Below are 12,614 nucleotides of genomic sequence, written 5' to 3'. Positions count from 1 at the left end.
GTCTGTACGCTAACCGACATCGCTCAACCTCCCGTGACCGGCGGGAAAAACGCCACCTCGTCGCCAGGGGCGACGGTTTCCCCCGACTGGACCATACGCTGGTTGCGCGCTGCACGAACATTGCGCCCGGGCGAAAGCACCGCCCAATCGCCCCCCCGATCGGCAAGAAAACACTGCAACTCGCCGATCGTGCCAACCCCCGACGGCAGGGCCATGGATTCGTCGGAAAGACCGACGGCGTCTCGCAATGCAGCGAAATAGAGAATACGTACGGTCATGGCATCAACCCATCAGTTCGCTATAAGGAATGAAACGCACACGCTCTCCACGACTGATCGGCGTGGAGGGTGGCACTTCGACAAGTCCATCGGCCCACACGATTGACGACAAGGCAGCCGGTCCCTGATGGTCGAACAGTTCGACCTTGCCATCGCCGTTGCGTCGACCACGCAGAAACTCTCGTCGTCGGTCCGGTCTCGGCCAGTCGAACGCCGCTTCAAGCACCTGCCCCTTGGGCATCACGTCGGTCAAACCCTGGGTGGCGTGCACGAACGGACGCACCATCATGAGGCAGGTCACGAAACTCGATACCGGATTGCCTGGCAAACCAATGAAGGCGGCGCCGCCGACGCGGCCATAGGCCAGCGGCTTGCCCGGTTTCATCGCGATCTTCCAGATCTCGAGCTTCCCCTCCGCCTCGACGGCCGGCTTGACATGGTCTTCTTCTCCGACCGACACGCCGCCGCTGGTCACGATCAAGTCATGCCCCTGCGCGGCGTTGCGCAATGCCTTGCGGGTGTCTTCGAGGCGGTCGGGAACGATGCCAAGATCGGTGACATCGCAACCGAGTTGCTCGAGCAAGGCCCTCAACTGGAAACGGTTTGAATTGTAGACGCCCCCGGGCGGCAGCGGCTCGCCGGGCATCACCAACTCACTGCCGGTGGAAAACAGCGCGACCCGCAGCCGACGGAAGACCGGCAGCTGGGCGAGCCCCACCGAGGCGGCGAGGCCAAGCGCCTGCGGCGTCAGGCGGCCCCCCTGGTAGAGCAACACCTTGCCCGCGGCAATCTCGCTGCCAGCCGCACGCACGGCCTCGCCCACGTGAGGCACATGATTCACGATCACGTGTTCATCGGCTGTTTCACACAGTTCCTGCATCACCACCGCGTCAGCACCCGGTGGCAGGGGAGCGCCGGTGAAGATTCTTGCGGCAGAGCCAGGAGCGAGTTCATGGCCTACGCTTCCGGCCGGTATGCGCTGCGACACAGGCAAACGCATGCCGGCCTCGGGCACGTCGGCCGCGCGCAACGCATAGCCATCCATCGAGGACGTGTCGAGCGCCGGCACCGAAATCGGAGAACGCTGGTCGGCGCCCAGCACACGACCGGCAGCGACCATGGTGTCGCACATCTCGGTTTCGCGTACCGGCTCGGCCTTGGCGAGCAGCGCCGCGAGCGCGTCTTCAAAGGAAAGCATGTCCTGATTCATTGATGATTCCCGGCGTAATCGAGTATGAAAGCCGCGACCGCCTCGGCGTCGTCGATAGGCAACAAGGGCAACGGGCATTCGGTGATGTCGTTGGTCGCGACCGCGACCACGTGAGGATTCTCGGACCACAACGGCGGTTTGCCATTGACCTCACGATAGACCTCGACCTTTGGAACGGCCGCTGCCTTAAAGCCCTCGATAAGCACCACATCGTTACCGGCGAGCATTTCGAGCTGTGTTTCGAGCGGGGGTTCCGCTTCATCGCGCAGTTCGTTCATCAACACCCAGCGCTGGGACGAGAGCATCAGGACCTGGGTCGCTCCCGCCTCACGATGACGGAAAGAGTCCTTGCCCGGACGATCGAGATCAAAGCCATGGTGGGCATGCTTGATCACCGCCACCCTCAGACCGCGCGCGGTCAGACAGGGAATGACCTTCTCGATGAGCGTCGTCTTTCCCGAATTCGACCAACCGGCAATTCCGAAGACAATCATGGTTTGTGTTCAAGAACCTGAATTCTGCAGTCTACAGCATCAATCGACGCTCAGGCATGGCACTCAGATCGACGCCAGCCAGGCCACCGCCTCGTCCTCGACCCTGGTACGACGCATCGGCGGCAGACTGCGCCAGACAATCTTGCCGTAGGGTCGGTCTATCATCCGTGGATCGCAGATGCAAAGCAGGCCATGGTCACCTTCGCTGCGAATCAGTCGCCCCGCCCCCTGCTTCATGTTGATCACGGTGCGTGGCAACTGATAGTGCATGAATGGATTGCGGCCGGTCTTCTGCAGATACTCGACCCGGGCCGCCAGCACCGGATCGTCCGGTGGCGCAAAAGGCAGCTTGTCGATGATGACCAGCGACAGGGCGTCGCCGGGCACGTCCACACCCTCCCAGAAGCTCTGACTCGCGACCAGCACCGCATTGCCCAGACGCCGGAAGCGGTCGAGCAATTCACTGCGCGAACCTTCGCCCTGCAGCAGCACTGGCAACGCTGCCTCCCGCTCGGCCAGGCCCTCGACGAGCAGGGCGTGGATCTGGCGCATCGCCCGCAAAGACGTGCACAACACGAACGCCCGCCCCCGAGACGCGACGATCAACGGCAGCGCCACGCGCGCCACCTCGGCCGGATAGTCCGGGCTGTTGGGATTGGGCATCCCGGTTGGAGCGTACAGCACCGCTTGCTCGCCGTAATCGAACGGGCTGCCCCACACATGGGACTCCGGTTCGGGCTCCAGACCGGTCAGCCCCATCTCGTTGCAGTAGTGGCGAAAATCGCTTCCCACCGCCAGCGTGGCCGAAGTAAACACCCACGCCTTCGGTTGCGCCTGTACCTGACGCCGGAACAATTGAGAGACATGGAGCGGCGTCGTATTGAGCGCGGCCGACTGGAGAAAAACCTCCACCCAGCGCACACGCTCTTCGCCATCGGCACTGTCCAGCCAGCGCGCCATACGCTCCCGCATCTCGGCGCACCTGCGCAGACAGTTGCCCAGCCCCTCCGAGCGTTCGGCCTGGGTGTCGAGCACCGCCGCGAACTGCTCCAAGCCTTCATCGAGCGCCTCGACCGCGGCCTCGAAGCCCTCTCTTTCAAGTGCCTGGGCATGCGACAGACGCTCGGATTCACCGCCGAACACCAGACGGAGATCGCGCGCCACCTTCTCGAGTGAACGCGAAGCGTCGATAAGTTCGCGACAATCCCGCGCCGCCGCGAGTGTCTCGGCCCGGGTATCGCGCGCAAGTTCAAGACACTGCGCGGTCGATACCGTCTCGCCGAAGAACAGGGTGGCCACCTCCGGCAATTGGTGGGCCTCATCGAAGATCACGGCATTGCACGAGGGCAGCAACTCCCCCAGGCCCTCGTCACGCAGAACGACATCAGCAAAGAACAGGTGATGATTAACGACCACGATGTCGGCGTCCAGCGCATTGCGCCGTGCTGTCATCACGAAGCAATCCTTTGCATTGGGACACTCCTGCCCGAGGCAGTTGTCCCGCGTCGACGTCGCCGCCAGCCAGGCGCCCGAGTCCTCGCGCACCTCGGTGCATTCGGCCTTGTCGCCGGTCTGCGTGGTCTGCGCGAAACGCACGATGGCGCGCAGATCGGCGGCATCCTGTGGCGTCGTGAAACGGCCCTCGGTCGCATTGCGCTCGAGGTGATAGTGACAGACGTAATTCGCTCGGCCCTTCAAGAGCGCGATCGACACCGGGACTTTGAGCGCCGACCGCACGATTGGCAGGTCACGGTTGAAAAGCTGATCCTGAAGCGTCTTGGTACCGGTCGAAACGATCACCTTGCCACCGCTGAGCAGGGCCGGCACGAGATAGGCAAAGGTCTTGCCGGTGCCCGTACCAGCCTCGACGACGAGCACCCGATTCTCCGCCAGTGCGCGGGCGATCGCCTGCGCCATTTCGGTCTGCTGCGGCCTTGGGCGAAAGCCATCACTGGCTTTCGCCAACGGACCATCGGCGGAGAACGCCTGGTCAACACTGGTCATCGACAACCCTTGATCTTTGGCAACGCGCAATGTTAACACCGACATGGAACGTCGGTTGCCGCTCCCGCCCTGCAAAAAGATTCAAGGCCTGCCAGCTTCCCGCCGTTACCCTTGATGTGCTGTTTAGCGCATCCTCCCGCGGTCACATGGAAACCATCATGTCCAGACGTACAAGCTCCGTCAGAACTCAACTCTCGGTCCTGGTCATCGCAACCTGTGGCCTCTTCCTGCTCGCCATCGCAGGCGCGCTCTGGCAACTGCAGGTCGGACAGGGAAAGCTACTGCGATTCATCGACGCCGAGCTTACCGTCGAACGCGATATCACCCGCGCCTACGCACAAGGCTTGCAGATGGGTCAGGCACTTCGCAACATCCTGCTTGATCCCGAGAACCCACAGGCGTACACAAACTTCGAAAACGCGCAGCGCGGGTTCGACGAAATCCTCGACCGGGTTCGACCTGGAGCGAGCCTGCTTTCCCAGGGCCAGACAACCTACGCGCAGCTGACCACGGTGCGAGCGCGTTGGGCACCACATCAGGCCGGCGTCATCGAAGCGGTTCGCGCTGGCAATCTGCAGGGTGCGCGGAGCATGCTCGTCGAAACCGAGACTCCGGCATGGCGCGAAATGCGCGGCTTGCTGCTTGACGAGATCGCGCATCTCGAGCGGGCTTCAGGCGACGTACGCAACAGCGTCACCTCCGACCTCAGGCGAGCCAACCTGCTTGTCACAGCGCTTGCAGCACTCGCACTCCTCGTCTGCATCGTCATCTCGGTCTTCGTACTACGCCATCTGCTTGCCCAGTTGGGGGGCGAACCGGCCTACGCTTCCGACGTCGCACGTCGGATCGCCACCGGCCAACTGGATCAGGCGGTCCGAACCCGCAAGGGAGACGGGGACAGCTTGCTCGCCGCCATGGAAAGCATGCAGAAGGGGCTGTCGACCACCATCGGTGACATTCGTCGCCATGCTCAGGAAGTCGGTGCAGCCATCGACGGCATGCGCGACAATCAGCAGCGTATCGCGGATGCCTCGCTCAAGCAGACCGACGCCAGCAGCAGCATCGCTGCAGCTGTTGAGGAACTTACCACGAGCCTGGGTGAAGTTGCCGCCCATGCCGACGAAGCGGACCGGCTCACGGGCGGCACCCACGACGAGGTCGAGGCGAGCATCACAGTCATTCATGAGACCAGCGACACGATGAACCGCATCGCCGACCGGATGCGTCGTTCGGCAGAAGTCATGAACGATCTGGGACAGAGTGCAGACGGCATCACGCGTATCGTCCAGGTCATCCGCGACGTTGCCGAGCAGACCAATCTGCTTGCTCTCAACGCCGCGATCGAAGCCGCGCGTGCGGGTGAACAGGGTCGGGGTTTCGCTGTCGTCGCTGACGAAGTTCGCAAACTCGCCGAGCGCACAGCTCAATCCACTCAAGAAATCACTGACATGATCGAGCGCGTCCAGTCCAACGCCAAACACGCTGTCAGCGGCATGGAAGAAGGCCGACAACTGATCGAGGTCGGAACATCCCACGCCGAGCGCGCGCGGCAGGCAATCGCAGGTCTGGAAGACAGCGCACGGCGTGTGCGCGAAGTCGTCGCGTCGATCAACCACGCCTTGCGCGAACAACGCGAAGCCAGTACCGAGATTGCACAAAACGTTGAACAGATCGCACGCAGTAGCGACGCAAACCACGCCGCAACCCGCGATTCGCTAGAACGCGCACAGTCGCTGGCCGGACTGGCAAAGGATCTCACTGCGACCGTGGCGCGATTCCGGCTTTAACCTGTCGTTCTCAACACCGCCGCCAGCACGCGGCAGTTTCGCACCTCAATCGACACGATGCGCCTCCGCGAGGTAATCGCGGCTGCGCATCTCTATGAGCCTGCTCACCGTGCGCACGAACTCGTGGGCGTTGTGCCCCTCGGTGTAGAGCTCATGCGCCTCGACCTCGGCACTTATGATGAGTTTGACGCGGTGGTCGTAAAGTACGTCGACCAGCCAGGTGAAGCGCCGCGCCTCCGACGCGTTGGCCACACCCATCTTCGGCACGCCGGACAAAAGCACCGTGTGGTGCTCGCGGGCGATCTCAAGATAGTCGTTCTGCGAGCGCGGACCACCGCACAGGGTTTCGAAGGTAAACCAGATCACCCCAGGCGCATGCCCCACCACCGGCAAAGTGCGTTCGAGCACTTCAACCGTGCCGGCCTCGAGTTCGCTGGCGGCGAGGCGCCGGAAATCCTCACGCATCTTGCGGGCGGCCTCATCGTCGGCAGGCACAAGGTAGATTTCCATCTTCTCCAGCGTGCGAAGACGATAGTCGGTGCCATGATCGATCTCTATCACATCGAAACGGCGCTTCATCATCTCGATGGTCGGGATGAAGTTGATGCGCTGCAGGCCGTTCGGATAAAGCCCGTCGGGCGGATAGTTGGAGGTCATCACGAAGATGACGCCCCGCGTGAACAAGGCGTCGAGCAGGCGACCGAGGATCATCGCGTCCGCGATGTCCGAAACATGGAACTCGTCGAAGCATAGCAGTCGCGTCTGCCGGGCGATCCGGTCGGCGACCTTCTGCAGTGGATCGACCTCGTTTTTCAGCAACTTCAGTTCGTTATGCACCTCGTGCATGAAGGCGTGGAAGTGCACACGACGCTTGCGCTGATAGGGCACGGCGTCGAAGAAGCAATCCATGAGGAAACTCTTGCCCCGCCCTACGCCGCCCCAGAAATACACGCTCCGCGGCATCTTGGGTCGCGAGAAGAGCTTGCGCAGGGTGCCGCGCCGCGCGACCTTGAAACCGACGAGTTCGGTGTATAGCACCTGAAGGCGCTGCGCAGCGGCCCTTTGCGCGGGGTCGGACTTGAATCCGCGAGACTTGAGCTGCGCCTCGTAGGCTTCGATCATGCCGAGTTCCGGCACATTCAGGACTTGATGAGGCATGGAATGGCTCGAACCATAAAAATGGCATCCGTCCCGAAACGCATGCCAGACCAAAACAGGCGAGGGGTGAAGCGCAGAACATTCCGCTTCACCCCTCGCAGACCCGGCGCGCGCTACGGCCAAGCGCGCCGGGTTAAACCGACTGACGCCGTCGGATCAGGCGTGCAGCGGCCGCTTGAGCACCGCCAGGCCTGCCTCGTGCACAACCTCGGACATGGTCGGGTGGGCGTGACAGATGCGAGCCAGATCCTCGCTGCTACCGGCGAACTCCATCGCGACCACCGCCTCGGCAATCATCTCGGAGGCGTTGGCGCCGACAATGTGAACACCGAGGATGCGATCGGTCTTGGCGTCTGCGAGCATCTTCACGAAACCCTCGGGCGCCGCCATGCCCATCGCGCGACCGTTGAAAGCGAACGGAATCTTGCCGGCGCGGTAATCGACACCTTCGTCCTTGAGTTGCTGCTCGGTCTTGCCGACCCAGGCGATCTCGGGACTGGTGTAAATGACCCAGGGCACGGTGTTGAAATCGCAGTGTCCGGCCTGCCCGGCCATTACCTCGGCGACCATCACGCCTTCTTCCATTGCCTTGTGCGCGAGCATCGGACCCCGTACGACGTCACCCACGGCCCAGACGCCCGGCAGATTTGTACGGCAGTGGCCGTCCACGTCGATCATGCCGCGCTCGTTGAGTTTGAGACCGACCGCTTCGGCATTGAGTCCATCGGTGTTGGGAACGCGGCCCACCGACACGATAAGGCGATCGGCGTCCAGTTTCTGCTCGGCACCGCTCTTGTCGGTGTAGACGATCGAGACGCCTTTCTTGGTGACCTTCACGTCGCCAATGCTCACGCCGAGGTTGATATTCAGGCCCTGTTTGGTGAAGATCTTCAGCGTTTCCTTGGCAACATCCTTGTCCGCCAGGGCAAGGAACTCCGGCATCGCTTCGAGTACGGTCACTTCCGCGCCGAGACGACGCCAGACCGAACCCATCTCGAGACCGATTACACCGGCGCCGATAACCGCGAGCTTCTTCGGCACTGCGTTGATGTCGAGCGCGCCAATGTTGTCACAGACGATCTTGTTGTCGACCGGGATGTTGGGCAGATGCCGGGCCTTCGAACCGGTGGCGATGATCACCTGCTTGGCCACCACGGTCTCGTCACCGACCTTGACCTCCCAGCCGTTGGCGGCCTGAGCGACGAAACTGCCGTGACCGTTCAGCAGGGTGACCTTGTTCTTCTTGAACAGCCCCTTGATCCCGCCGGTAAGCTGGTCGACGATGCCGTTCTTGCGCGCGAGCATCTTGGCCACGTCAATCTTGGGCGTGCCGACCGTGATGCCCTGATCGGGGAAGGCATGACCGGCCTCCTCGAACATGTGCGAGGTGTGCAGCAAGGCCTTGGACGGAATGCAGCCTACGTTCAGGCAGGTGCCACCGAGTCGCGGCTCCCCCTTGGGGTCGGCGTAGGGGTTGGATTCGCAGCAGGCGGTCTTGAAACCAAGCTGTGCGGCGCGGATGGCGGCGACATAACCGCCGGGGCCGCCGCCGATGACGAGGACGTCAAATTCTTTGGACATGTGGATCTCCGTGTCTGAAGGATGCGAACTGATCTTGGCGCCGGGTGCCGACCTCCCCCGCACGCCATCCGGGCGCGGGTGGAGGTCGGTATCGGCATTCGATCAGACGTCGAGGATCAGGCGCGCCGGATCTTCGAGCGCTTCCTTCATGGTCACCAGACCGAGCACCGCTTCGCGACCATCGATGATTCGGTGATCGTAGGACATCGCGAGGTAGTTGATCGGACGGATCACGATCTGGCCGTTCTCTACCACCGGACGGTCCTTGGTGGCATGGATGCCGAGGATGGCCGACTGCGGCGGATTGATGATCGGAGTCGACAGCATCGAGCCGAACACGCCACCATTGGAGATCGAGAAGGTGCCGCCGGTGAGCTCTTCCATGGACAGCTTGCCGTCCTTGGCCTTGGCACCGAATTCCGCGATCTTCTTCTCGATATCGGCGATCGACATCTGGTCGGCATCACGGATGATCGGTACGACGAGGCCGCGCGGCGAACCAACGGCGATGCCGATGTCGATGTAGCCGTGATAGACGATGTCGTTCCCGTCCACCGAGGCGTTCAGGATCGGGAATTTCTTCAGCGCGGCAACCGCGGCCTTGACGAAGAAACCCATGAAGCCAAGGCGCACACCGTGAGCCTTCTCGAACTTGTCACCGTACTGCTTGCGCATGGCCATGATCGGAGCCATGTTGACCTCGTTGAACGTGGTCAGGATGGCGTTCTCGTTCTTGGACTGCAGCAGGCGCTCGGCGATGCGCGCACGCAGACGCGTCATCGGCACGCGCTCTTCCGGGCGGTCGCCGGAGAGTTGAACCGCCGGAGCCGCGGCAGCCGCCCTGGCGGCCGGTTGTGCGGCAACTGCATCTTCCTTGGTGACCCGGCCACCGCGGCCGCTGCCTGAGACATCGCTGGCAGACATGCCCTTCTCTTCAAGGATCTTGCGTGCGGCCGGACTGGCAGCACCCGCAGCAGCGGCAGGAGCCGGTGCGGCCGGCGGCGGCGTGATCGCCGGCACCGGCTCCGCGACCGGCTTCGAATCGCCGGAAGCCGCCTTCGCCTCGGTGTCGATCTGGGCGATCAATTCACCGGAGGTGACGGTATCGCCGTCACTCTTGATGATCTTGACCAGCACACCGTCGGCAGGCGCCGGAGTCTCGAGCACGACCTTGTCGGTCTCGATGTCGATCAGGTTCTCGTCGCGCGAGACGGCCTCGCCTTCCTTCTTGTGCCAGGTGCCCAGGGTGGCTTCAGACACTGATTCGGACAGCTGCGGTACTTTCACTTCGATCAGCATGGAGTTCTCTCCCCTCTGTCTTGCTGTTGTGTTGTGTTCTCAATCCTTGATCGGACCGAATGCGTTTTCGATGACTTCCTTCTGCTGCTGGTTGTGCTTTGCGTAGTAACCGACCGCAGGTGCAGCTGCAGCAGGACGGCTGACGAGCAGGAGCTTGCGCTTCGGCCCCAGCACGTTCATCAGATGCTGACGTGACGCAAGCCAGTACCAGGCCCCCTGGTTACGGGGTTCTTCCTGACACCACACCACTTCCTTGGCGTTCGGGAAGGCGTCGATCGCCTCCGCAAACGCCTCGGACGGGAAGGGATAAAGCTGCTCGATACGGATCAGGGCCGTGTCCTTGATGCCCTGCTCGCGACGATGGGCCAGCAACTCGTAGTAGATCTTGCCCTGACACAGGACCACACGCTTGACCTTCTTGGGGTCGAGCTTCTCGGTCTCGCCGATCACGGTGAGGAAGCGGCCCTTGGACAGATCTTCCAGCGAGCTGATTGCCTCCTTGTGGCGCAACAGCGACTTCGGCGTGATGATCACCAACGGCTTGCGCAGCTTGCGAATCATCTGACGACGCAGCAGGTGGAAGATCTGCGACGGGTTGGTCGGAACGCAGACCTGCCAGTTGTGTTCCGCAGCGTTGTTGATGATGCGCTCGAGTCGCGCGGAGGAGTGCTCCGGCCCCTGGCCTTCGAACCCGTGCGGGAGCATCAGCGTGAGCCCGCACTGACGGCCCCACTTGGCCTCACCCGAGCTGATGAACTGGTCCAGCACCACCTGGGCACCGTTCACGAAGTCGCCGAACTGCGCTTCCCACACCACGAGCTGATTCGGCTCGGCAGTCGCGTAGCCGTACTCGAACGCCATGACCGCTTCTTCGGACAACACCGAGTCATAGATGTGAAAGCCGCCCTGCCCGTCCTGGATATGCTTGAGCGGCACATGCACCCCGTGGTCCCAGCGTTCGCGCTTCTGGTCATGCAAGACCGCGTGACGGTGGAAGAACGTGCCACGCCCGACGTCCTCGCCGGAGATACGCACACCGAAGCCCTGCGCAACCAGGCTGGCGTAGGCAAGGTTCTCACCCATGCCCCAGTCGAACGGGAGTTCGCCCTTGCCCATCGCCTCGCGGTCGGCAATGATCTTCTTGACCCGAGAATGCAGGGTGAAATCGGCCGGAATCGCGGTCAGCCGCTCCGACAAGCGGCGGATTTCCTGAACCGGAATCGCGGTGTCGGCTTCGTCTGTGTACGGCTGCTTGAGGAAGGGTGTCCAGTCGACCGCGTACTTGCTGCTGTGACCGGAAAGCACCGGGTTATAGAGCAGCTCGCCGCGATCAAGGTGCTCGCGGTATTCGCGAATCAGGTCGTCCGGTTCGTCGGCCTGCAGGGTCCCTTCGGCGACCAGACGGTCAGCGTAGATCTTGCGGGTACCCGGGTGCTGAGAGACCTTGCGGTACATCAGCGGCTGGGTCACCATCGGCTCGTCCTGCTCGTTGTGGCCGAGCTTGCGATAGCAGATGATGTCGACAACCACGTCTTTCTTGAACTCGTTACGGAACTCGACGGCGAGTGCGGTCACCAGCGCGACCGCTTCCGGATCGTCGCCATTGACGTGGAAGATCGGCGCCTCGACCATCTTGAAAATGTCGGTGCAGTAGAGCGACGAACGATAGTCGCGCGGATCGGAGGTGGTGAAACCGATCTGGTTGTTCACCACGATATGAATCGTGCCGCCGGTGCCATAGCCACGGGTCTGCGAGAAGTTAAGCATCTCCTGGTTCACGCCCTGACCGGCCACCGCCGCATCGCCGTGGATGAGCACACCCAGCACCTGCTTTTTCTCGGCGTCTTCACGACGCAACTGACGCGCGTACACCGAGCCCGCAACCACCGGGTTGATGATCTCGAGGTGCGAGGGGTTGAAGGCCAGGGTGAGGTGCACCGGGCCGCCCGGGCTCATCACGTCGCTGGAAAAGCCCATGTGATACTTCACGTCACCCGAGGACAGATCCTGAGCCGACTTGCCCTCGAATTCCGAGAACAGCATGCTCGGCGACTTGCCGAGGGTATTGACCAGCACGTTCAGACGGCCACGGTGAGCCATGCCGATGACGATTTCCTGGGCACCCAGACTGCCGCCCACGCGGATGATCTCGTCCATCGCGACGATCATCGACTCGCCGCCCTCGAGCGAGAAGCGCTTCTGGCCGACGTACTTGGTGTGCAGGTAACGTTCGAGCGATTCCGCAGCTGTCACGCGCTCGAGGACACGTTTCTTCATCTCCACCGAGAATCGCGGCGTACCGCGAATGCTCTCGAGACGGCTCTGGATCCAGCGTTTTTGCTGGATGTCGGCCATGTACATGTACTCGGAGCCGATCGAGCCGCAATACGTCTGGCGCAATGCCTCGAGGATCTCGCGCAGCGTGGCGTGATCGGACGAGAAGCCATGGAAAGAGCCGACGTTGAAGCTCTTGTTGAGATCGGCTTCGGTGAAACCGTAGTAGGACGGTTCGAGTTCGGCAATCTCCGGGCGCTCAGTACGCTTGAGCGGGTCGAGATTCGCCCAGCGGTTGCCGAGGAAGCGGTAGGCGTTGATCAGTTGCAGCGTGCTGACCTGTCCCTTGTCGGGTTCGCCCTGGACGACGCTGCGCGCCCGCCCCTGCCTGGCCATCTGCGCGAAGGCTTCGATGACGGGGCTGTGCGCGACGTCACGAACCGCGGCGCCGGCCTGTGCCTGCAGTCTGTCGAAGTATTCGCGCCATTTCTCGTCGACCGAGTTGGGGTCGGCGAGGTAATTCTCGTAC

The 12,614-nt window shown here is 62.3% G+C and carries 9 protein-coding genes; 1 reads left to right on the top strand and 8 read right to left on the bottom strand.

Annotation, left to right across the window (positions count from 1 at the left end):
- Positions 1–23 precede the first annotated feature (23 nt).
- The 4 genes from moaD to yoaA form a co-directional block, all read right to left on the bottom strand.
- Positions 24–278: a molybdopterin converting factor subunit 1 gene (gene moaD, locus GPA21_RS15700; protein ID WP_168989074.1), complete on the bottom strand. Its 255-nt coding sequence runs from the start codon at positions 276–278 to the stop codon at positions 24–26.
- Between the two features lie 4 nt (positions 279–282).
- A complete protein-coding gene (locus tag GPA21_RS15695) occupies positions 283–1,488 on the bottom strand; it encodes a molybdopterin molybdotransferase MoeA (protein WP_168989073.1) in 1,206 nt (401 codons plus the stop codon).
- Positions 1,485–1,982 carry a molybdopterin-guanine dinucleotide biosynthesis protein B gene (gene mobB, locus GPA21_RS15690; RefSeq protein ID WP_168989072.1) on the bottom strand — a complete coding sequence of 166 codons (498 nt, stop codon included), beginning with the start codon at positions 1,980–1,982 and terminating at the stop codon, positions 1,485–1,487. Before mobB ends, GPA21_RS15695 begins: the two co-directional genes overlap by 4 nt.
- 63 nt (positions 1,983–2,045) lie before the next feature.
- Complete coding sequence (gene yoaA / locus GPA21_RS15685; RefSeq protein ID WP_168989071.1) at positions 2,046–3,986, bottom strand: DNA repair helicase YoaA; 1,941 nt, start codon at positions 3,984–3,986, stop codon at positions 2,046–2,048.
- A 158-nt stretch (positions 3,987–4,144) separates the two neighbouring features.
- On the opposite strand from yoaA, the gene GPA21_RS15680 reads away from it, so the two are divergent.
- Positions 4,145–5,773, top strand: coding sequence for a methyl-accepting chemotaxis protein (locus GPA21_RS15680; protein ID WP_168989070.1), 1,629 nt, complete (start codon positions 4,145–4,147; stop codon positions 5,771–5,773).
- A 45-nt stretch (positions 5,774–5,818) separates the two neighbouring features.
- Here GPA21_RS15680 and zapE read toward each other — a convergent pair whose 3' ends face one another.
- The 4 genes from zapE to GPA21_RS15660 form a co-directional block, all read right to left on the bottom strand.
- Positions 5,819–6,931 carry a cell division protein ZapE gene (zapE, locus tag GPA21_RS15675; protein ID WP_168989069.1) on the bottom strand — a complete coding sequence of 371 codons (1,113 nt, stop codon included), beginning with the start codon at positions 6,929–6,931 and terminating at the stop codon, positions 5,819–5,821.
- Positions 6,932–7,087: 156 nt separating this feature from the next.
- Positions 7,088–8,512, bottom strand: coding sequence for a dihydrolipoyl dehydrogenase (gene lpdA / locus GPA21_RS15670; RefSeq protein ID WP_168989068.1), 1,425 nt, complete (start codon positions 8,510–8,512; stop codon positions 7,088–7,090).
- A 102-nt stretch (positions 8,513–8,614) separates the two neighbouring features.
- A complete protein-coding gene (gene odhB, locus GPA21_RS15665; RefSeq protein ID WP_168989067.1) occupies positions 8,615–9,811 on the bottom strand; it encodes a 2-oxoglutarate dehydrogenase complex dihydrolipoyllysine-residue succinyltransferase in 1,197 nt (398 codons plus the stop codon).
- A gap of 39 nt (positions 9,812–9,850) precedes the next feature.
- A partial coding sequence (locus GPA21_RS15660; RefSeq protein WP_168989066.1) for a 2-oxoglutarate dehydrogenase E1 component occupies positions 9,851–12,614 on the bottom strand: 2,764 nt, incomplete at its 5' end.

The organism is Azoarcus taiwanensis, assembly GCF_012910885.1.
GTDB lineage: Bacteria > Pseudomonadota > Gammaproteobacteria > Burkholderiales > Rhodocyclaceae > Azoarcus_F > Azoarcus_F taiwanensis.
Note: the sequence above shows the minus strand (reverse complement) of the source record. Positions and strands in the feature narration are given on the sequence as shown.

What these genes read in the sequence shown, in the direction of transcription:
- moaD (WP_168989074.1), bottom strand. Translation starts at nt 278, where the DNA reads ATGACCGTACGTATTCTCTATTTCGCTGCATTGCGAGACGCCGTCGGT.
- GPA21_RS15695 (WP_168989073.1), bottom strand. Translation starts at nt 1,488, where the DNA reads ATGAATCAGGACATGCTTTCCTTTGAAGACGCGCTCGCGGCGCTGCTC.
- mobB (WP_168989072.1), bottom strand. Translation starts at nt 1,982, where the DNA reads ATGATTGTCTTCGGAATTGCCGGTTGGTCGAATTCGGGAAAGACGACG.
- yoaA (WP_168989071.1), bottom strand. Translation starts at nt 3,986, where the DNA reads ATGACCAGTGTTGACCAGGCGTTCTCCGCCGATGGTCCGTTGGCGAAA.
- GPA21_RS15680 (WP_168989070.1), top strand. Translation starts at nt 4,145, where the DNA reads ATGTCCAGACGTACAAGCTCCGTCAGAACTCAACTCTCGGTCCTGGTC.
- zapE (WP_168989069.1), bottom strand. Translation starts at nt 6,931, where the DNA reads ATGCCTCATCAAGTCCTGAATGTGCCGGAACTCGGCATGATCGAAGCC.
- lpdA (WP_168989068.1), bottom strand. Translation starts at nt 8,512, where the DNA reads ATGTCCAAAGAATTTGACGTCCTCGTCATCGGCGGCGGCCCCGGCGGT.
- odhB (WP_168989067.1), bottom strand. Translation starts at nt 9,811, where the DNA reads ATGCTGATCGAAGTGAAAGTACCGCAGCTGTCCGAATCAGTGTCTGAA.